At 71.8% G+C, this 20,618-nt stretch carries 18 protein-coding genes; 9 read left to right on the forward strand and 9 right to left on the reverse strand.

Annotated features, from left to right (window positions below):
- Positions 1–114 precede the first annotated feature (114 nt).
- The 7 genes from ACFY36_RS08340 to ACFY36_RS08370 are packed head-to-tail and all read left to right on the forward strand — an operon-like array spanning position 115 to position 6,907.
- Positions 115–954, forward strand: a complete 840-nt coding sequence (locus ACFY36_RS08340) for a nitrilase-related carbon-nitrogen hydrolase (RefSeq protein WP_499745238.1) — start codon at positions 115–117, stop codon at positions 952–954.
- On the forward strand, positions 951–2,351 hold the full coding sequence (gene hydA / locus ACFY36_RS08345; protein WP_499745239.1) for a dihydropyrimidinase: 1,401 nt from the start codon (positions 951–953) through the stop codon (positions 2,349–2,351). Before ACFY36_RS08340 ends, hydA begins: the two co-directional genes overlap by 4 nt.
- A gap of 14 nt (positions 2,352–2,365) precedes the next feature.
- A complete protein-coding gene (locus ACFY36_RS08350) occupies positions 2,366–3,361 on the forward strand; it encodes a TIGR03842 family LLM class F420-dependent oxidoreductase (RefSeq protein ID WP_499745240.1) in 996 nt (331 codons plus the stop codon).
- Complete coding sequence (locus tag ACFY36_RS08355; RefSeq protein ID WP_499745241.1) at positions 3,358–4,200, forward strand: ABC transporter permease; 843 nt, start codon at positions 3,358–3,360, stop codon at positions 4,198–4,200. Before ACFY36_RS08350 ends, ACFY36_RS08355 begins: the two co-directional genes overlap by 4 nt.
- On the forward strand, positions 4,197–4,976 hold the full coding sequence (locus ACFY36_RS08360) for an ABC transporter ATP-binding protein (RefSeq protein ID WP_499745242.1): 780 nt from the start codon (positions 4,197–4,199) through the stop codon (positions 4,974–4,976). The genes ACFY36_RS08355 and ACFY36_RS08360 overlap by 4 nt, the downstream gene beginning before the upstream one ends.
- The gene (locus ACFY36_RS08365) at positions 4,973–5,737 is read left to right on the forward strand and encodes an ABC transporter permease (protein ID WP_499745243.1); all 765 of its coding nucleotides are present in this window, start codon (positions 4,973–4,975) and stop codon (positions 5,735–5,737) included. The genes ACFY36_RS08360 and ACFY36_RS08365 overlap by 4 nt, the downstream gene beginning before the upstream one ends.
- Positions 5,738–5,770: 33 nt before the next feature.
- Positions 5,771–6,907 (forward strand): ABC transporter substrate-binding protein, encoded by a 1,137-nt coding sequence (locus tag ACFY36_RS08370; protein ID WP_499745244.1) that lies wholly within the window; start codon positions 5,771–5,773, stop codon positions 6,905–6,907.
- Here the strand turns inward: ACFY36_RS08370 and ACFY36_RS08375 are convergent, their stop codons facing one another.
- From ACFY36_RS08375 to ACFY36_RS08390, 4 genes are read right to left on the reverse strand one after another with little or no spacing between them, the layout of a single operon-like run.
- The gene (locus ACFY36_RS08375; RefSeq protein ID WP_499745245.1) at positions 6,908–7,690 is read right to left on the reverse strand and encodes a hypothetical protein; all 783 of its coding nucleotides are present in this window, start codon (positions 7,688–7,690) and stop codon (positions 6,908–6,910) included. It abuts the gene before it with no gap.
- A complete protein-coding gene (locus ACFY36_RS08380) occupies positions 7,687–8,550 on the reverse strand; it encodes an SCO6745 family protein (protein ID WP_499745246.1) in 864 nt (287 codons plus the stop codon). The genes ACFY36_RS08375 and ACFY36_RS08380 overlap by 4 nt, the downstream gene beginning before the upstream one ends.
- Positions 8,547–9,038, reverse strand: a complete 492-nt coding sequence (locus ACFY36_RS08385) for a hypothetical protein (RefSeq protein ID WP_499745247.1) — start codon at positions 9,036–9,038, stop codon at positions 8,547–8,549. Before ACFY36_RS08385 ends, ACFY36_RS08380 begins: the two co-directional genes overlap by 4 nt.
- Before the next feature lie 20 nt (positions 9,039–9,058).
- A complete protein-coding gene (locus ACFY36_RS08390; protein ID WP_499745248.1) occupies positions 9,059–11,329 on the reverse strand; it encodes a putative bifunctional diguanylate cyclase/phosphodiesterase in 2,271 nt (756 codons plus the stop codon).
- 88 nt (positions 11,330–11,417) lie between these two features.
- Here ACFY36_RS08390 and ACFY36_RS08395 point away from each other — a divergent pair, with 88 nt between their 5' ends.
- Positions 11,418–11,795: an Hpt domain-containing protein gene (locus ACFY36_RS08395; RefSeq protein WP_499745249.1), complete on the forward strand. Its 378-nt coding sequence runs from the start codon at positions 11,418–11,420 to the stop codon at positions 11,793–11,795.
- On the opposite strand, the gene ACFY36_RS08400 is transcribed toward ACFY36_RS08395, so the two are convergent.
- Genes ACFY36_RS08400 through ACFY36_RS08415 form a run of 4 tightly spaced genes read right to left on the reverse strand, consistent with a single transcriptional unit; the run spans position 11,792 to position 15,875 of the window.
- Positions 11,792–12,991 carry a response regulator gene (locus ACFY36_RS08400; RefSeq protein ID WP_499745250.1) on the reverse strand — a complete coding sequence of 400 codons (1,200 nt, stop codon included), beginning with the start codon at positions 12,989–12,991 and terminating at the stop codon, positions 11,792–11,794. The genes ACFY36_RS08395 and ACFY36_RS08400 overlap by 4 nt on opposite strands.
- Positions 12,992–13,023: 32 nt before the next feature.
- Positions 13,024–14,622 (reverse strand): sensor histidine kinase, encoded by a 1,599-nt coding sequence (locus ACFY36_RS08405; RefSeq protein ID WP_499745251.1) that lies wholly within the window; start codon positions 14,620–14,622, stop codon positions 13,024–13,026.
- Positions 14,623–15,045, reverse strand: a complete 423-nt coding sequence (locus tag ACFY36_RS08410) for a response regulator (protein ID WP_499745252.1) — start codon at positions 15,043–15,045, stop codon at positions 14,623–14,625.
- A 26-nt stretch (positions 15,046–15,071) separates the two neighbouring features.
- Positions 15,072–15,875: an SAM-dependent methyltransferase gene (locus ACFY36_RS08415; protein WP_499745253.1), complete on the reverse strand. Its 804-nt coding sequence runs from the start codon at positions 15,873–15,875 to the stop codon at positions 15,072–15,074.
- A 66-nt stretch (positions 15,876–15,941) separates the two neighbouring features.
- On the opposite strand from ACFY36_RS08415, the gene ACFY36_RS08420 reads away from it, so the two are divergent.
- Positions 15,942–17,870, forward strand: coding sequence for a hybrid sensor histidine kinase/response regulator (locus tag ACFY36_RS08420; protein WP_499745254.1), 1,929 nt, complete (start codon positions 15,942–15,944; stop codon positions 17,868–17,870).
- Here ACFY36_RS08420 and ACFY36_RS08425 read toward each other — a convergent pair.
- Positions 17,867–20,581: an AAA family ATPase gene (locus tag ACFY36_RS08425; protein ID WP_499745255.1), complete on the reverse strand. Its 2,715-nt coding sequence runs from the start codon at positions 20,579–20,581 to the stop codon at positions 17,867–17,869. The two genes, ACFY36_RS08420 and ACFY36_RS08425, sit on opposite strands and share 4 nt — an antisense overlap.
- Positions 20,582–20,618: the final 37 nt, after the last annotated feature.

Consider the following 20,618-nt stretch of genomic DNA (forward strand, 5'->3'; position numbering starts at 1 on the left):
GAGCGAGACAAGCAAGCCCTAGCGCAGGGGCTATAGCAGGGAGTAGACACACGATCACAGGCCTGTTTCGGCCGTGTGAACGCTCATAAAGATCAATTGAGAGGGGCAGCAGTCATGTCCGACGTCGTTCGCGCCGCCCTCGTCCAGACCAATTGGACGGGCGACAAGGAATCGATGATCAAGGCCCACGAGGACTATGCCCGCGACGCCGCAGCACAGGGCGCCAAGGTGATCTGCTTCCAGGAGCTCTTCTACGGGCCGTACTTCTGCCAGGTGCAGGACGCCGCCTACTACGAGTACGCCGAGTCGATCCCCGGCCCGACCACCGAGCGCTTCCAGGCCCTCGCGGCCGAGCTGGGCATGGTGATGGTGCTGCCCATGTACGAGAAGGAGCAGGAGGGCGTCCTCTACAACACCGCGGCCGTCGTCGACGCCGACGGCTCCTACCTCGGCAAGTACCGCAAGCACCACATCCCGCAGGTCAAGGGCTTCTGGGAGAAGTTCTACTTCCGTCCCGGCAACCTCGGCTACCCGGTCTTCGACACCGCGGTCGGCAAGGTCGGCGTCTACATCTGCTACGACCGGCACTTCCCCGAGGGCTGGCGCGAGCTGGGCCTGGGCGGCGCGCAGATCGTCTTCAACCCGTCGGCCACCAGCCGCGGCCTGTCCAGCTATCTCTGGCAGCTGGAGCAGCCGGCCAGCGCGGTCGCCAACGAGTACTTCATCGGCGCCATCAACCGGGTCGGCATCGAGGAGCTCGGCGACGACGACTTCTACGGCCAGAGCTACTTCGCCGATCCCGAGGGCAAGTTCGTGGGCGAGGTCGGTGACACCCACAACCCCGAGCTGATCGTACGGGACCTCGACCTCAGCCTGATCAAGACGGTCCGCGAGCGCTGGCAGTTCTACCGTGACCGCCGGCCGGAGAGCTACACGCGGACGGTGGAGCTGTGAGCACGCTGATCAAGGGTGGCACCGTCATCGGGACGACCGGCCCGTACGCCGCCGATGTCCTGATCGACGGCGAGACGATCGCCGCGATCTTCGCCCCCGGCCGCGCCCCCGAGGGCCCGGAGATCATCGACGCCACCGGGAAGTACGTGATCCCGGGCGCCATCGACGCGCACACCCACATGCAGATGCCGTTCGGCGGCACCGAGGCCAGCGACACCTTCGACACGGGCACGCGGGCCGCCGCCATCGGCGGCACCACCACGATCATCGACTTCGCCATTCAGCGGTACGGCGAAGTGGTGCAGGACGGACTGGCCGCGTGGCACACCAAGACGGCGGACACGTGCCACATCGACTACGGCTTCCACATGATCGTGGGCGGGGTCGACGACGAGTCGCTCAAGGCCATGGACCAGCTCGTCACCAGTGAGGGCATCACCAGTTTCAAGCTCTTCATGGCGTATCCCGGCGTCTTCTACTCCGACGACGGGCAGATCCTGCGGGCCATGCAGAAGGCCCGCGACAACGGCGCCCTGATCATGATGCACGCCGAGAACGGCCCGGCGATCGACGTCCTTGTCAAGCAGGCCCTGGAACGCGGCGAGACCGATCCGATCTTCCACGGCATCACCCGGCCCCAGGAGCTGGAGGCCGAGGCCACCAGCCGGGCCATCTGGCTGGCCAGTGTGGCCGCCGACTGCCCGCTCTACATCGTGCACCTGAGCGCCTCCAAGGCCCTGGAACAGGTGAAGGCCGCCCGCGACCTGGGCCGCAACGTCTTCGCCGAGACGTGCCCGCAATATCTGTACCTGACGCTGGAGGACCAGCTGGGCGCGCCCGGCTTCGACGGCGCCAAGTGGGTCTGCTCCACTCCCCTGCGCAGCAAGCACGAGAACCACCGGGCCGACCTGTGGCAGGGCCTGCGCACCAACGACCTGTCCGTGGTCTCGACCGACCACTGCCCCTTCTGCATGAAAGATCAGAAGGAGATGGGCCTGGGCGACTTCTCGAAGATCCCGAACGGCATCGGCAGCGTCGAACACCGGGTCGACCTGCTCTACCAAGGTGTGGTCGACGGCAAGCTGTCCCTCGCGCGATGGGTCGAGACGATCGCCACCACCCCGGCCCGCATGTTCGGCATGTACCCGAAGAAGGGCGTCATCGCGCCCGGCTCGGACGCCGACATTGTCGTGTACGACCCGAACGGGCGTACAAGAATCAGCGTCGAGACCCACCACATGAACATGGACTACTCGGCCTGGGAGGGCTGGGAGATCGACGGCAAGGTCGACACTGTCCTGTCCCGCGGCGAGGTCATCGCCCGTGGGGGCGAATACCTGGGCCGGGCCGGCCGCGGCAAGTACGTTCCCCGCTCGCTCTCCGACTACCTGGTCTGAGGGGAGGAATGCCCATGGACATCGGAGTGGTACTCCAGAACAACCCGCCCGCCATGCAGGTGGTCGAGCTGGCCAAGCAGGCCGAGGCGGCCGGTTTCAGTCACGTGTGGACGTTCGACTCGCACGTGCTGTGGCAGGAGCCGTTCGTCGTCTACTCGAAGATCCTCGACGAGACCGAGCGGGTGATCGTCGGCCCGATGGTCACCAACCCGGGCACCCGCGACTGGACGGTCCTGGCGTCGCTGTTCGCGACCCTCAACGAGATGTACGGCAACCGCACCATCTGCGGCATCGGCCGGGGCGACTCGGCCCTGCGGGTGCTGGGGGCGACGCCGCAGACGCTCGGGCAGCTCCGCGAATCGGTCCAGGTGATCCGCGGCCTGGCCAACGGCGAAAAGGTGATGCTGCGCGGCAAGGAGCAACAGCTGGCGTGGGCGCCGGACAGCCGATTGGAGGTCTGGGTCGCGGCGTACGGGCCGAAAGCCCTGGCCCTGACCGGCGAAGTGGGTGACGGTTACATCCTCCAGCTCGCCGACCCCGACATCGCGGCCTGGATGATCGGCGCGGTCCGGCGGGCGGCCGAGGCGGCCGGGCGGGACCCGATGGCCATCAAGTTCTGTGTGGCCGCGCCGGCGTACGTCGGGAACGACCTTGACCATCAGCGGGAACAGACCCGGTGGTTCGGCGGAATGGTCGGCAACCACGTGGCCGACATCGTGGCCCGGTACGGCTCGGACGGCACGGTGCCGCAGGTCCTCACCGACTACATCAAGGGCCGTGAGGGCTACGACTACGCCGAGCACGGGCGGGCCGGTAACACGCACACCACGTTCGTGCCGGACGAGATCGTCGACCGGTTCTGCGTCCTGGGGCCGGTCGAGCAACATCTCAAACGCCTGGAGGAGCTGCGCGCGCTCGGCGTCGACCAGTTCGCGGTCTATCTCCAGCACGACGCCAAAGAGGAGACCCTCCGGGCGTACGGCGACCACATCATCCCGGCGCTCTCGTGAGGAAGGTTCTGTACGCCGTCCTCGGGCTCGCCGTCGCCGTCGTGCTCTGGGAGGGCTACAAGGTCGTCGGAAACCCCGAGGGGACAGTGCTTTTCGGGGTACGGGTCCTGCCGCGCGCCGACGACCTCTCCATGCCCCACCTGTGGACCGTCCTCGAACGGCTCGGCCGCCCGGAGCTCACGGGCGGCCGGCCGGTCTGGATCGTGGTGGTGCGGGCGTGCCTGTTCACGCTCGGCATCACGGCCGCCGGCTTCGTCATCGGCGCCCTGATCGGGCTGCTGCTGGCGGTCGCCATGGAACGGTTCCGGATCGTCGAGCGCGGCCTGCTGCCGTACGTCATCCTCAGCCAGACCGTCCCGTTGGTGGCCCTCGCCCCGCTGGTGGCCGGCTGGGGCGGCACGATCATGCCGGCCTGGGCGGTGGTGTCGGTGATCGCCGCCTACCTGGCGTTCTTCCCGGTGGCCGTGGGCATGCTGCGCGGCCTGCAGTCCCCGTCGGCGAGCGGGGTCGAGCTGATGCGCAGCTACGCCGCCGGCTGGTGGCGCACCCTGGTCAAGCTGCGGTTCCCGTCGTCGTTGCCGTACCTGTTCCCGGCCCTGCGCCTGGCCGGGGCGGCGGCGGTGGTCGGCGCGGTGGTCGGCGAGATCTCCACCGGCACCCGGGGCGGCATCGGCCGCCTCATCATCGAATATTCCCGCGAGGCCACCTCGGACCCCGCGAAGGTCTACACCGCGATGCTCGGCGCCGCCCTGCTCGGCCTCGTCGTCGCCGGTCTCGTCAGCCTGCTGGAGCTGCCGCTCATGCGGCACCGAAGGCACGTGGAGGTGGTCACCTTATGAGCGCGGTCGTCGTTTCTTCCGTGACAAAGATCTTCAATCGCGGCCGTACGGACGAGGTCACCGCACTGTCCGACGTGGACCTCACCGTGGGCGACGGCGAGTTCGTGTCGCTCATCGGCCCGTCCGGCTGCGGCAAGAGCACCCTGCTGCGGCTGATCGCCGATCTCATCGAGCCGTCCACCGGCACGGTCACCGTCGCCGGCAAGCGCGCCGGCCAGGCCCGCAAGGAACAGGCGTACGGCATCGCCTTCCAGCAGGCCGGGCTCTTCGAATGGCGGACCGTGCTCCGCAACGTCGAACTGCCGCTGGAACTGCGGGGCATGGGCAAGGCGGATCGCAAGGCCCGGGCCGAGGAGATGCTGGCCCTGGTCGGCCTGTCCGATTTCGCCGGGCACTATCCGGCCCAGCTCTCCGGCGGCATGCAGCAGCGGGTGGCGATCGCGCGGGCTCTGGCCGTACAGCCGCCTCTGCTTCTCATGGACGAGCCCTTCGGGGCCCTGGACGAGATGACCCGCGAACGCCTGCAGTCGGAGCTGCTCGCCATCTGCGCCAAGACCGGCACGAGCACGGTCTTCGTCACCCACTCCATCTCGGAGGCGGTCTTCCTGTCGGACCGGGTGGTCGTGATGTCGGCCCGCCCGGGCCGGATCACCGCCTCGGTCACCGTCGACCTGCCCAGCCGCGACGACGCGGGCCGCCAGTCCCCCGCCTTCTTCGACAAGATCACCGAGGTCCGGCAGGCGCTGCGCGGCACCGAACTGAAGACCGTCTCATGAGGTGGCTGCGCGCTGTCCTCCCACCCGTGGCCGTCGGGGTGCTGGCGATCGTGGCCTGGGAGCTCGTCGTCTCACTGGGGCGGATCGCCCCGTTCATCCTGCCCGCGCCGTCAGCGATCTGGCGCGAGCTGGTCGCCCAGAAGCAGAACGTGTGGGAGGCCGCCCTGGCCAGCGGCACGAACGCGCTGATCGGCCTGGCCGCCGGAGCCGTGCTGGGCGTGCTGGCGGCCATGGTGGCGAGCCGTTTCACGCCGCTGACCGAGATCTCCATCCCGTTCGCGGCGGTGCTCAACGCCCTGCCGATCATCGCCCTGGCCCCGATCCTCAACAACATGTTCGAGTCGACGAGCAGCATCCCCCGCCGCCTGGTCACCGCGATCATCGTGTTCTTCCCGGTCTTCGTGAACACGCTGCGGGGCCTGCGCGAGGTGGACCCGATCCACCGGGAGCTCATGCACACGTACGCCGCCGGAGGCTGGACCTTCGCCCGCAAGGTCCGGCTGCCGGGCGCCCTCCCGTACGTCTTCACCGGCCTGCGCCAGGCTTCGTCGCTGGCCGTCATCGCCGCCGTGGTCGCCGAATATTTCGGCGGCCTGCAAACCGGCCTGGGCTCGCGGATCACATCGGCGGCGGCCTTCACCGCGTACCCCCGGGCTTGGGCTTTCGTCGTCGGCGCCTGCTTGCTGGGCCTCGTCTTCTACTTGACCACGCTCCTGCTGGAACGCCTGGCCATGCCCTGGCGAACCCGCCTCATCGCCTGACCCCCGCATTTCACGCAAACTTCGGAGGTATCCATGCGACGAATCCGGATATTTACTGCTATTGCCGCCGCGTCCGCGTTGATCCTGACCGGCTGCGGAACGGCCGACGAAGATTCGGCCACGCCGGCGGCCAGCGGCGCCCTCACCCCGATCAAGCTCCAGCTTCAATGGTTCTACCAGGCCCAGTTCGGAGGCTACATCGCCGCCGTGGACCAGGGTTTCTACAAGGAGCAGGGCCTCGACGTACAACTGCTCGAAGGCGGCGTCGACATCGTCCCCCAGACCGTCCTCGCTCAGGGCAAGGCCGACTACGCCGTGGCCTGGGTCCCCAAGGCCCTCGCCTCCCGCGAGCAGGGCGCCGGCATCACCGACGTCGGGCAGATCTTCGGGCGTTCCGGCACCTATCAGGTCGCCTGGAAGGACAGCGGCATCAAGACCGCCGCCGATCTCAAGGGCAAGAAGGTCGGCAACTGGGGCTTCGGCAACGAGTACGAACTTTTCGCCGGCATGACCAAGGCCGGCCTCGACCCCGGCAAGGACGTCACCCTCGTGCAGCAGCAGTTCGACATGCAGGCGCTGCTCAAGAAGGAGATCGACGCCGCTCAGGCGATGAGCTACAACGAGTACGCCCAGCTCCTCGAGGCCAAGAATCCGCAGACCGGCAAGCTGTACACCGCCGACGACTTCTCGATCATCGACTGGAAGGCCGAGGGTTCGTCGATGCTCCAGGACGCCGTCTGGGCGAACACCGAGAAGCTCAGCGACCCCGCCTACCAGCAGCAGACCGTGAAGTTCCTGACCGCCACCATCAAGGGCTGGGCGTTCTGCCGGGACAACGCCGAGAAGTGCCGCGACCTTGTCGTGGCCAAGGGGTCCAAGCTCGGCAAGAGCCACCAGCTGTGGCAGATGAACGAGACCAACAAGCTGATCTGGCCGTCCACCGGCGGGATCGGCGTCATCGACGACGCCGCCTGGAAGCAGACCGTTGACATCTCGATGACCACCAGGAACCAGACCGGCGACACCGTGCTCACCAAGGCGCCGGAGGGGCTGGCCTACACCAACGACTACATCAACCAGGCGATCACCGCGGCCAAGGCGGCCGGCGTGGACGTCAACGGCACGTCGTTCCAGCCGGCCACCGTGACCCTCACCGAGGGCGGCGCGTGACTACTCAGTGATCAAGCGGGCCGCCAGGGCGACCGAGGTCAGGTCGCCCTGGCGCAGCTTGCCGGCCGCGTCATGCTCGCCCAGGTTCTCCAGGCGGTGCGCGGACGAGTCGACGAGTTGCTCGTCGCCGGCCAGCAGCCGCTTGGCGATGCGGGCCTGGGCCGGGCTCAGGTCGGCGTACGCGCACTGGTCGAGCGCGGTGATCGTCTCGGCGTCGAGCGTGCCCGCGATGGCCCGCTCGGTGACCACCTTCAGCAGCCAGGTCGGCCACCAGCCGTACTTGCCGACGGCCAGGCCGGACCGTACGGCCATCTCGGGCCGCTGCCCGGCCCGCAGCAGCCGCAGGGCCAGCGCCGAGTCGAACTGCTCGAGCCGCAGCGCGTGCACGAAGACCTTCATGAGGGCCTGGGTGCCGACCACCGGCTCGATCTCGGCGGCCGCCTCGGCGAAACGGCCTTGCAAGGCATGGACCAGGGCGTACGCCTCGGTGGTGCCGGCGTCCCCGGTCGAGCGCTCGTTGAGGCGCTCGACCGTGGCCACCAGCCGTTCGGTGCCCTTGGCGGCCCGCTCGGCGAGCTCCTCGCTGGCCGGCTTGTTGAGGTGACGGACGACCACCTCGGCCGCGATCTCGGCCTCGCGGCGCAGCAGCGGCGAGGCGATCTTCGGCGTGATCGCGTCGGAGAGCCCCTCTGCCGCGGTCGCGGCGTCGAAACGCTCGGAGACCTCCTGGAACTGCGCCCACCACGAGGCGGGATGTCCGACGGTCACAACCCCGGTGCTCACGATCGTCCCTCCGTGTAGACCGCCGGGCTCAGCATCCCGGCCTTCACCAATGTGCGGCTCATCGGCCGGGTCAGCTCGGCCAGGCGTACGCACGCGTCGATCCCGATCGCGTCGTACGCCGGCTGGGCCAGCCGGTCGGTCACCGCCTCCACCGACGCGCGCAGTTCACGGCCCGCGTCGGTGAGCACGTCACCGTCTTCGTCAAGCAGGCCCCTGTTCCTTAGGGCATCGGCGGCGCCGGCCCAGTGATCCCGGCCCCATCCGCGGCTCAGGCGCAGGAAGCGCTCGTCCATCTCGCCCGAGGCGACGTGCAGCACCAGCGCCTCGAGGCCGCTGATCCCGGCGGCCAGCAGCGCCGCCACGTGGCCGTCGCCGCGGAACTCGCGCAGCAGCATCTGCGCGTGCCAGAGCACCAGGTGCGGCTCGCCGGGCCAGTCCAGGCCGAGGTGGGCGGCGAACAGCGGGCGCCCCTGCGGCCACGCGGCCGCCGCCTCGGCCGCCCGCCGGGCCAGCCCGGCCGCCTCGGCCATCTCGGGTGAGGCGAGCGTCTCGGCACCCAGCCCGCGGGTCAGCGCGGCGCCGGCCGCCTCGAGCCGGGCCCGCACCATCGCGGCCGGATCGGCCTTCGCCCAGACCGCGGGCAGGGCCCGGGCGATCAGGCTGGGGTTGAAGTTGTAGAAGGTGGCGGTGACCAGTTCGGGGCCGGTGGGGCCGAAGACGGCGCCGCGCGAGGCGAAGTAGCCGTCGGACGGCCCGACACCCAACGTGGCGTACCGCGAAGGGGCCTCGGGAACGAAATAGATCATGGCGTGGATCGGCTCGGTGACGCGCCAGGCCCGCCGCTGCGGCGACTCGCTCACTGGTCCCTCCCAAATCCGGGCAGCTCCGCCGGGGCGGAGGGCTCTATCGTGGCGGCCGAGTGCCGCGGCGGTGGAAGCTCGGCGACGGTGGACCAGGCGCCCGACTTGCGGACCGCCGGGCGGGTCACCATGTGCACCGGCAGCGGCGGCGGGGTGAACGGGCCCGCGCCCCAGCGGACCCAGATCGCCACCCGCCCGGCCGCCGCCTCGGCGAGCAGCTTGTCCACCGTGCGGGGCCGGTCGAGGCGGTCGACCTCGATCGCGATCGGCGCCGCCGACGGGCGGGCGCAGGCCACGTCGAGCACCGAGTTGCCCTTCAGCGGTGGCGGCAGCGGGAAGACGCTCGGCGCCCGCCGGTAGACCCGCCAGCCCGAGGACGTCGCCCAGTCGGTGATCGCCTCGATGACCCGGGCCGTCGCCTGGTCGTTGCTCAGGTCGGTGAAGCGCAGATCGGCGAGCCAAGCTTGCAGGGAACGCGCGGTGTCCATCGCCGTACATTAAGCCCCCCTCACGCGGCCGCCGCCAGCTCCACCCGGCCGGCCAGCAGGCGCGTCATCGCGTCGGCCGGCATCGGGCGGGCCAGGTGATAGCCCTGGCCGAGCGTGTAGCCGAGCCGCTGGAGCCGGTCGGCCTGTTCCTGGTTCTCGATGCCCTCGGCCACCGTGTCCAGGCCCAGGGCCCCGGCCAGCTGGATGACGGCACGGGCCACCGCCTGCCGGGCCTCGGCCTCCGGTGTTCCCAGCTCGTCGAGTTCGATGCCGTCGACGAACGACTTGTCGAGCTTGATGATCGAGGCCGGGAACGAGCGCAGCAGGCTCAGCGACGACTCGCCGGTGCCGAAGTCGTCGAGCGCCAGCCGTACGCCCATCTCGTGCAGCTCGCGCAGCGTCCGCGAGACCTGCGGGCCGCGCAGCACGGCCGACTCGGTCAGCTCCAGCACCAGCCGGTCGTGGGGCAGGCCGGAGTCGGTCAGCGCCGCCCGCACGTCGGCCACGAAGTCCGGGTCGTGCAGCTGGCGCACCGACACGTTGGGGCCGAGCTTCTGCATGCACTCGGGGCCGAACTCGGCCAGCCAGGCGGCGGCCTGCCGGCACGACTCGCGCAGCACGTGGCGGCCCAGCGGCACGATCAGTCCGGTGCCCTCGGCGGCCGGGATGAACTCGCCCGGCGGGACCAGGCCGCGGGTGGGGTGCTGCCAGCGGACGAGCGGCTCGACGCCGACGATGCGGCCCGTGGCCAGCTCGACCAGCGGCTGGTAGTGCACGCGGAACTCGCCGGCGTCCAGGGCGCGGCGCAGCTCGCCGCCGATCTGGGCGTGCGCGAGGACCGGCTGTTCCATGCCGTCGTGATAGCGGACCCAGTTGCCCTTGCCGCGCTGCTTGGCCGCGTACATGGCCACGTCGGCGTGCCGCAGCAGCGGGTCGAGGCCGTCGCCGGCGCCGGCGGTGGCGATGCCGATGCTGGCGTGCACCAGCAGGCGGTGGTCGCTCAGCGGCTTGGCGAACTCGTCGAGCACGCGCCGGGCCACGGTCTCGCCGTCCGCGCCGGGGCACAGCAGCACGGCGAACTCGTCGCCGGCGAGGCGGACCGGCAGGCCGTCCGGGCCGACGGCGGCGCTCAGCGCGCCGGCCACGGCGATCAGGAGCTGGTCGCCCACGTCGTGGCCGAGGGAGTCGTTCACGGTCTTGAAGTCGTCCAGGTCGACCAGGAGCACGGTGGTGTCCCGCTGCTCCAGGGCGCCGGCCACCCGCGTACGGAACAGGCCCCGGTTGCCGAGCCCGGTGAGCCCGTCGTGGGTGACCTCGTGGCGCAGGCGGTCCTCGGAGGCCCGCTGGGCCCGCAGCAGGCGGGCGTTCTCCCGCAGCGCCATCATCTGGCGTACGGCGACCAGGCCGGTGAGCAGCACGGTGGCCACCACGACCACGCTCTCGGCCCAGCTCTTGCCGGGGCCCAGCACGGACAGCAGGGACACGTCGGCCGCGGCCAGGGCCAGATAGGGCAGCAGGGTGCCGGAGCGGCGCGGGGGCGCGCCGGTCGAGATCGACTGCCGGTACGCCCCGGTCGCCACGAAGATGTGCGTGACCGGCATGACGATCGCCTGGGCGAGCAGGACGCTCTCGTCGCCGCCGAGCGACAGCAGGGCCACGCCCACGCCGGTCAGCGCGGTCGCGGCGATCAGCCGGATCGCGCTGCGGTCGACCGGGCCGCCGTCGATGTAGGAGACCTTGGTGATGCCGCCGAGACCGAGCAGGAAGGAGATGCCGATCAGCGCCGTCGACTGCGCGCTCCAGCCGTCCGACGAGGTGATCATCGGGGCCAGGCCGAAGGTCCAGAGCAACGTGCCGACGCCGACGAAGGCGATGGTGCGGTCGATCAGCTGCCGCCGGCGGGCGCCCGGCCCGGTGTTGCCGAGCGGCACCCGCATGACGCCCCACATGGCGGTGAGCATGCCGACGCCGGCGAGGGCGGCGGCGGGCAGCGGGATGTCGGGCAGCGTGGGCGAGGTGCGGAACGCGACCACGGCCAGGATGAGATAACCGACGCTGAGGACCGTCATGCCGGCCAGGATGTGGTGCCAGAACCGCCGGGTGACCGGGTCCAGCCGCCGCCCGCGCAGCAGGGCGAGGACGGCGAGGATGCCGGCGGTGCCGCCGGCGGGCATGAAGACGTACGCCACGGCGTCCGGGCCGGGGCGGGTCACGAACCAGAGCGCGCCCAGCAGGGTGACGGTGACGGCCGCGACGACGTAGCGGATCGGCGTACGGGAGTCGGTGGCCACCCCGGAACCATCGGCGCGGGTGGGCGAAACCATAGGACTTTTCACGACCGGGCACCTCCTCCGGCCGTCAGCCAGCAGGATTGAACACATGGAGCGAAGCCGGGAGGACGAGGTCCGGGACCGGATGCGGGACATCGCCGGAGGCGACCCCGGAGACGCGGAACGCGCGCTGATGAGCCGGCTCATCCGCTCGTTCCTGGCCAAGACGCCCGGCGCGGTGGACCGGCTCGGTGAGCTGCTGCGCGGAGGCGAGGTCTCGGACCTGCGCGATCACGCGCACACGATGAAGGGCTCGGCCGCCAACATCGGCGCCGGCACCCTGGCCGCGATCCTGGCCGAGGTCGAGAGCTCGGCCCGGGAGGGCTACGTCTGCGACCCCGACGTGACGCTCGGCCGCGTCGCCGCCGAGCAGGCCCTCGCCTTCGAGGTCCTGGAGCGGTACGCGGCCGAGCTGGAGAGTTCCTAGCCGGCCACTTCGAGGGCGGGACGCGGCTCCGGCTCGGGCAGGAGCATGTCCGCGTCGAAGCGGCGGCCGCCGGGGATGGCCAGCACCGGCTCGACGATCTCGATGGTGCGGGCGAAGTTGGTGAGCCGGTCGAGCAGCAGCTCGGTGACGAGCATGCCGCGGCCGATCAGGACCAGGCCGTTGACCGCGACGATGTCCTCGGCCACCCGCATGTTGACCTCGAGATCGACCACGCGCAGGCCGCGGACCTTCTCGGCCACGTGCACGACGCCCTTGAGCTGGCGCAGCGCGGCCAGCACGGGCATCGCGCTGTCCTCGCGGCACTCGAGCACGGCGATCGCGCTGTCCACCTCGAGGCCGCGGCTCTCCAGCGTCTCGTAGTCGATGGCGGTGCGCACGACCGCGACCGCGGCCTCGACCAGCGGGCTCGGGTTGCGCGGCGGCCTGGTGCCCAGGCCCAGGACGATCTGGATGACGTCCTCGAGCATCGGGATGTTCTTGAGCAGCTGCACCGCGACCTCGGGCATGTGGTCGATCATGACCTGCTCCTCGGAGGTGCAGGGCATGCCCTTGTCGAGCTTGGCCAGCACGCTGGGCGGCAGGGTGACCGCGCCCAGCTGCGACGCCATCGCGGCGACCTCGATCTCCCACAGCGAGTCGAGCTGCATGCCGTGGCAGAGCTCGCCGACCAGCGTGCGGATGCGGCCGCCGCGGGCGAAGGCGAGCGGGCTGGCCAGCTCCAGACAGCCGAAGAGCGCCTCCAGGCTGCTCTTGAGGGTCTTGTCGAGCAGCTGACGGTCGGCGGTCGAGCGGCCGTGCAGCTCCACCGCCTCCCGCACGGTCGAGCGCAGCTCGTCGGTCCTGACCGGCTTGGCGAGGTAGCGGTAGACGCCACCGTCGTTGATCGCGGCGATGGCCGAGTTGAGGTCGCTCTGCGCGGTGTGCAGCACGCGGGTGGTGTCGGGATATTCGACCTGGATCCGGCGCAGCAGCTCGACGCCGTCCATCTCGGGCATGCGCAGATCGCTGATGACCGCCGCGACCGGGCCGTTCTCGGCCAGCAGGCGCAGCGCCTCGGCCCCGCTCTCGGCGACCAGGACCGTGTGGTCGCGGCGCAGCTGGAGGGCCAGCGTCTCGAGGATGGTGGACTCGTCGTCCACGAGCAGCACGGTCGGTCGCGCCAGCGTGTCAGTCATACCGCCACTATCGGCATCACTCAGACCGGCCTTTAGGGTCTGCGGGTGGGCAGGCGGACGTGGACGGTCGTGCCGTGCGGGAGATGCCCGGTGAGGCTGATGGTGCCCCCGTGCAGGCCGACGATCGTACGGGCCAGGCTCAGTCCCAGGCCTTTGCCGGCGATGCCCTGGTGGCGCACGTTGCTGGCGCGGTAGAAGCGTTCGAAGACGCGGTCGCGTTCCCCGGCCGGGGTCCCGATGCCGTGGTCGGTCACGGTCAGCTCGATCCCGGCGCCGTGCTCGCGCAGTCCCACGTGCACGTCGCCGCCGCGCGGGCTGTATTTGACGGCGTTGGCCAGCAGGTCGTCGACCACCTGGCGGAGCCGGTGGGCGTCCCCGTCGAGCGGCAGCGGAGCGGTGCGGTCGGTGTCGAGGCGCACGCCACCGGCGGCCGCGGCCGGCGTGGCGGCGGCGATGGCGGTGGTGACGACCGAGGCCAGGTCGACCGGGCCGATGGTGAGGGCGACGTGCCCGGAGTCGAGCCCGGCCAGGTCGAGCAGGGTGTCGACGACGCCGCGCAGCGCGGTGGCGTTGCGCTGGACCGCCTCGACCATCGCCTGGCTCTCGCCGTCGAGCGAGGCCGTCGCCTCGGCGAGCATGGACGAGCTGGCCACGATGGTGGTCAGCGGTGTGCGCATCTCGTGGCTGACCAGCGCGATGAAGTCGTCCTTGGCCCGGGTGAGCTGGCAGGCCAGCGCCTCGGCCCGGCGCAGCGCCACGTAGACGCCGATCTGGGCCGCGACACCGTCGAGCAGCACGGCCAGCAGGTCCTCGTGCGGCTCGGGCATCGAGGCGTAGCAGGTGAGCACGCCGAGCACGGTGGAGCCGTCGCGGACCGGCACCGACAGGACCGACCGGATGCCGTGCCGCAGGCAGGCGGCGGCCCGGGAGCGTTCGAGCGGGCTGCTCAGGTTCACCGTGTGGGCGATGTCGGGCACCCAGAGCGGTTTGCCGGTGACCCAGACCCGGCCGGTGATGCCGGAGCCGCGCATCGGCACGAAGCCGAGCACCGCCTCGAGCCCGCTACCGGGGGCGCACCATCGGCCGCCGAAGGTCAGTTCCCCGTCGTCCTCGCCGGCCAGCCAGAGCTCGGCCGCGGGCCAGCCGAGCGTCTCGCCGAGCGCGGCCAGCACGCCCGGCGCCGCGTCGACGATCGAACCGGAGGACTGCAGGGCCCGTTCCACGGCCCGGTGGCAGTCGCGGAAGCGCTCGGCCCGGCGCAGCGCGGTGACCTCACGGGCGATCGCGACCGCGCCCACCTGGCCGCCGCCGGCGCCGAAGATGGGCCGCGCGGTGACGGCGACGACCCGTTCGCGGCGGCCGGGGATCCGCACGATCATGTCGGCGTCGACCGCCTCGCCGCGGACCGCGCGCTGGACCGGCGCCTCGGCCCAGGTGATCGGGCTGCCGCCGGCGTCGAACAGGACGCCGTCGGCGCGCTGCGGATATTCGCGCAGGGCGGTCTGCTCGTCCAGGCTCATCAGCTCGCGGACGGGCCGGTTGACCAGGACCACCTCGCCGTCGGCGTCACAGGCGATCACGCCGACCGTCAGGCTCTCCAGCAGCGCGTCGAGGAAGGCGTCGCGGTCCACCTAGGCCGAGACCGGCCAGCGGGCGGGGCAGCCGACGTCGGCGCCGTGGTGGCCGTGCGGGCCCAGGTCGGCCAGATCGCCGATCACCTCGCGCAGCTTGTCGTTGGGGCAGGGCTTGAGCAGCACGGCGCAGGCGCCGGCGGCGATCGGGGCGTTGTCGCCGGGGTGCAGGTGGCCGCTGAGCATCACTATCGGCGTCTTGCCGAGGTCGGCGTGCTCGCGGATGGCCCGGGTCAGCTCGATGCCGTCCATCCGGGGCATGCCGAGGTCGGTCAGCACCACGTCCGGATGCTCGGCGATCACCATCTCCAGCGCCCGCATCCCGTCGGGCGCGTGGCTGACGGTGTGCCCGGCGCGTTTGAGCAGCCTGGTGAGGATCAGGGCGATGTCCTCGTCGTCCTCGGCGATAAGCACGCTTGCCATCCTTCAAGCATGCGGCAATAAGTCCGTCATGTACCGATTTTGCGCGACATCCCAACCACGAAGGCTCCTCGGGCCACCTCATCCAGGCCCTGCTCCCCCATCCATTCGCCGACCAGGGTCACGCCGGGGTCCAGCAGTTGCCAGTCACCGAGGAAGGCACGGACGTCCTCCTCGTCGCGCATCACCATCGGGGCGGTGGTGTTGTTGTAGATCCGCCGGACCCGCTCGATGCGGCCGGACGCGCCCTTGCGGGACCCGTGGGTGAGGGCCAGGACGCTGCCGGGGGCCAGCGCCCGGCGATAGTCGTCCAGCGCCCGGGCCAGCCGCTCGGTGTCCGGGATGAAGTGGGCGACCGCCACCAGCAGCAGGCCGACCGGGCGGCCGAAGTCGATCAGGTCCCGGACCACCGGGGCGCCGAGCACCGCGCCGGCGTCGGTCAGATCGGCCAGGACCATTCCGGCGTACGGATCGTCGCCCGTCACGCAGCGCCCGTGCAGATAGGCCGACGCCTCGACGTCGACGCCCACGATCGGCGCGCGCGGGTCGAGCTCGCGCACCACCTCGCGCCCGTCCCCGGCCGAGGGAATGCCGCAGCCGAGGTCGAGGAACTGGCGGACACCGGACTCGTAGGCCCGCTCGACGGCCCGGCGCAGGAAGCGCCGGTTGAGCCGGACGATGGCCGGCAGCTCGGGCATCACGGTCAGCGCGGCCGCCGCGGCCTCCCGATCGGCCGCGAAGTTGTGCCGGCCGCCGAGGAAGTAGTTGTACATGCGGGCCACGCTGGGCCGCTGCATGTCGACCTCCGGCACGGCCTGAGCCTCGGCGATCATGATGCGAGCCTAGGACCGAATCGTTAACGTAGACGTCATATGGGAGTATCGCGCGATAATTCCGGGTTGCCCGAGCAGGTCGGCCTGCTGCGGGCCATCGTGGGTTCGGTCCACGACGCGATCTACACGGTCGGCCGCGACTACACCATCCTGTCCTGGAACCCGGCCGCCGAGGCGCTGCTCGGTTATCCGCCCTCCGAAATCGTCGGCCGCGACCTCGACCTGCTGGTGGCGCCCGACCGGCGGGCCGACCAGCGGGAGATGTTCGCGCTGATCGAGGCCGGCGCCCGCCTGGAGCGTTTCCGCACCCGGCGCCGGCACCGCGACGGCCACTGGGTCCCGGTCACTCTCAGCATGTCGCCGCTGGCCGGCGACGACGGCGTTCTGCTCGGCTTCACCGTGATCGCCCGCGCCACCAGCGCCCGCGAGCGGCTCGAGTCGAGCCTTCAGGCCCTGCTCGAGGCCGCGCCGGACGCGTTCGTGGGCGTCGGCGACAACGGGCTCATCACCCTCTCCAACACCCAGGCCGAGCTCCTGTTCGGCCTGACCCGCAACGGGCTGATCGGCCGCGACGTGGCCCAGCTGCTCTCGCCCTCGCTGCCGGACGACCCGGCGCCGCCCCGGGACGCCGACGAGTCGCCGGCCGAGCTGCTCGCGCCCGGCACGCCGCCCACACCCACCCTGGCCCACCGCATCGACGGCAGCACCGTGCCGGTCGAGGTGTCGATGAGCGTGCTGCCGACCGAGGAGGGCCGGATGCGGTGCGCGGTGATCCGCGACATCACCGACCGCATCCGCGCCGACGACCGCTATCGCCAGCTCCAGGCCGAGGCCGACCGGGCCCGCATGGAGGCGCAGCTGCAGCGGGCCCAGCGGCTGGAGGGCCTGGGCCAGCTCGCCGGCGGCGTGGCCCACGACTTCAACAACCTCATCGCGGTGATCGCCAACTACGCCACCTTCATCGCCGAGGCGGCCGTCGACGCCGGCCTCACCGAGATCGCCGGCGACGCCGAGCAGATCTCCAAGGCCGCCCAGCGCGGCGCCGACCTGACCCACCAGCTGCTCGCCTTCGCCCGGCGCGAGGTGGTACGCCCGCGGCCGCTCGACATCAACGACGTGGTCACCGACATCGAGCAGATGCTGCGGCGCTCGATCGGCGAGCACATCGCCCTGTCCGTGCGCCTGTCGGCGGACCTGCCGTCGGTGACCGCCGACCCCGGCCAGCTCGACCAGGTGCTGGTCAACCTGGCGGTGAACGCCCGCGACGCGATGCCGCGCGGCGGCGAGCTGACCCTGGAGACCGAGGTGCTGGACGTCGACGCCGACTACGCCTCGGGCCGGCCCCACCTGCGCCCCGGCCGATATGTGCGGCTGCGGGTCAGCGACACCGGCACCGGCATGCCGCCGGAGGTGATCGAGCGGGCCTTCGAGCCGTTCTACACGACCAAGCCGGCCGGCAAGGGCACCGGCCTCGGCCTGGCCACGGTCTACGGCATCGTCACGGCGGCCGGCGGCGACCTCAACGTCTACTCCGAGCCCGGCATGGGCACCACGTTCACCATCCTGCTGCCCACCACCGACGCCGCGCCGGCCGAGGCCGAGCCACCGGCCGCGCCGCCCACCGACTACCGCCGCGGCACGATCCTGGCCGTCGAGGACGAGCCCGCCCTGCGTGACGTGCTGCGCCGGATCCTGGCCGGCGCCGGCCACAACGTGCTGATCGCCTCGGACGGCCCGGCCGCGCTGGCCCTGGCCGAGGCGTACGAGGGACCGATCGACGTTCTGCTCACCGACGTCGTCATGCCCCACATGCTCGGCAAGGACCTGGCCGAGCGCTTCGCCGAGGCCCGGCCCGGCACCGCCGTGCTGTTCATGTCCGGGTACGCCCGCCCGGTCCTCGCCTCGCAGGGCACCCTCGACCCCGACGTCACCCTGGTCGAGAAGCCGTTCAGCAAGAACCAGCTCCTGACCGCCCTGCGCCAGTCCCTCGATTAGTTGTGGCGGCCCTCGGCGGCCGTGGCGAAGTCGTCGAGCAGGCGGGCCAGGCCGCTCACCGACTCCTCGGGCAGGACGGCGGTCACCGCGCGGCGGAAGTCGTCCTCGCCCAGGGCGGCGCGCAGGCGGGCCAGGTCGGCGACCTCGAGACGGGCGTCGGGCAGGCCCAGCGCGATCTCGATGGCCAGCGCCTGGCAGTGCAGGGCGACGGCCTCGCTGAGGCGGTTGGTGAGCGTGCAGAGCAGGGCCAGCCGGTGCTGCCCGGCGGCCAGGCCGGTCCGGTTGCCGTTCTCGGCGTCGAGCAGCAGCGCCTGCCGCAGGCGCCGCTCGGCGGCGGCGTGGTCGCCGCGGTCCTCGGCCAGCCGGCTCAGCTTGTGGCAGATCGTCGCCTGCTGGGCGCGGTCGCCGGCCGTCTCGGCCACCGACAGGGCCCGGCCCAGCAGCCGCTCGGACTCGGCCGTCTCGCCCCGCCGGTGGGCCAGCAGACCGAGGTAGTGCAGCAGGCCGGCGGCGTCGCGGCTGCCCGGCTCGACCCACCCGAGGGTCTCCTCGCACACCGCGCGGGCCCAGTCCCAGGCCGACCACATGTCCAGGCGCTCGCGGACCAGGAAGCTGAGCCGGATCGCCTCGTCCACCCGGCCGGCCCGGAACAGATGCTGCCGGGCCTCGATGAGGTCGTCCAGGTCGGCGACCGGGTCGCTGTCTCTCGGACGTACGCGGTGACGGTAGTAATCGGCCGCGCGGCCGTGCGCCGCCGCCGTCTGAGCGGGATGGAGCCGGGCGACCGACGCCGCGGTCCACGGATGGACGGTGTGCCGCACCCCGTCCTCGTCGGCCACCTCGCTGACCAGCCCGAGCCCGGCGAGCGTGTCGAGGCCGTCGGGCAGGCCGGGCAGCGCGCTCTGGCGCACCAGCGCCGGCTCGTCGGCCGGGCGGCGATAGACGGCGGCGCCGACCAGCAGCCGCCGGCAGTCGTCGTCGAGCAGCCCGAGCAGATCGCTCAGCACGGCGTCGTTGACGGTGGTGGCGATCGCCTCGGCCAGGGCCAGGCCGGCCCGGCGGTCGTCGTCGTTCGCCGAGCGCAGGTCGTCCGCCCAGCGGCCCGGCTCGGGCACGCCCTGCCGGGCCAGCAGCGCCTCCAGACGGCCGGCCACCGAGGCGAACCCGGCCGGGCTGCGCCGCAGCAGCGCGTCGAGGTGTTCCAGGGTGCGCGGATGGCCGCCGGTGCCGGCCCAGGCCCGGTGCTGCTCGGCCGGCGTGAGACCGGCCAGCGCGGGCAGGCGCGAGCTCAGCACCCGGGCCTCGGCCTCGGTGAGCGGGCCGAGGTGGTGCTCGGTGAGCCGCTTGTGGAGGTTGCCGGGCAGGGTGAACGGAAGGCGGCTGGTGATCAGCACCCGGTGCGGCCCGGGCTCGCGGATCCAGCGGGCCAGGAACGCGGCCAGGCCGGGGTCGGCGGGCTCGGCCCGCGACCCGGCCCGGCGCGCCCGCTCGTCGACCGCGAAGTCGTCGACGACCAGGGTCACCGGCCGCGATCCGAGCACGGCGAACGCCGTGGCCAGCCGGTCGCGCCAGAATTCGTCCGGCGTGCGCAGATAGGCCGCGAGGCGGCGCCGCCGGTCCTCGGCCGCCGTCCGGGACGCCGACGGCTCACCGGCCAGCAGCTTGCCGAACGTGTCGAGGATCTGCTCCCCGGTGTCGGTGCCGCTGACCCGCACCACGAGGCCGGCGTCGTCGCCGAGCCGGCGCACCAGCTCGCCGGCCAGGCTGCTCTTGCCCATGCCGCCGAGGCCGTGCAGCACCACCCCGGCGTGGCCGGGCCGGCGCACGGCCTCCAGCAGGGTTCGCAGGTCGTCGCGGCGGCCGACGAACCCCTCGGGCTCGTCCATATCGGTCACCGTAACTCCATGCAGCGGCGCGGGTGCACCCAGGCAGTACAGAACGGGCGCGGTCCACTCGGTGCCGCCGGTGAGCCGGCGTGCGCCGGCGACCGCGTCCGGCACCGACGGAAAGCCCGTGAGCAGCTGGTAGAAGTGGCCGAGGAAACGCGTGGCGTCACCGCCGGTCAGAGCCAGGACCTGGGGCACACCGGCCGTCAGCAGCTCGGCGACCCGGCCGTGGCCGGCGACGACGACGAGCCCTGGGCGGTTCTCGCCGGGCAGCCACTCCTCGTCGCCGAGGTGGACCACGTGCACCGGCTCGTCGCCGTCCCGGTCGAAGATGCGCAGGCGGGCGCTGGGCTCGACCACGTCGAGCAACCGCTCGAGATCGCCCGCGGCGAGGATCCTCAGCGGACCGGGCACTGTGCCGGTGGCGTAGGCGCGGCCCGGCGCCGAACGGTACATCCGCACGTTCGGATGAAGCCCGAGCGGCTGCCCGGCGCCCGGGACGACCAGCGCCTCCCAGGGCAGGTCCTCGTCGGACCGCACCTCGAGCAGCAGATCGCCCCGCTCGACCAGCTCGCGCAGGGCCTCGCCGGCCTCGCCCGGCGCGTACGACCGGGCCAGCTCCACCCCGGCCGCGCGCAGGGCCTCGCCGACCGGCGCGGCCGACCGCGCCACCACCCCGGTGCCGGCGAGCCGGCGGGCGCGGCGCAGGTCGCGGAGCCGCTCGGCGAGCCGTCCGTCGCGCACCACGGGCGCGGTCACGACCCGGCCGTCGCCGGATCCCACCTCGACCGTGCCCGAGTCGACCCGCAGCCTCCCGGTCTCCACACTCTCAGTGAACCCCGGAGGCCGGGAGAGAAGAACT

The organism is Actinoplanes sp. NPDC000266 (assembly GCF_042899005.1).
Classification (GTDB): Bacteria; Actinomycetota; Actinomycetes; order Mycobacteriales; family Micromonosporaceae; genus Actinoplanes.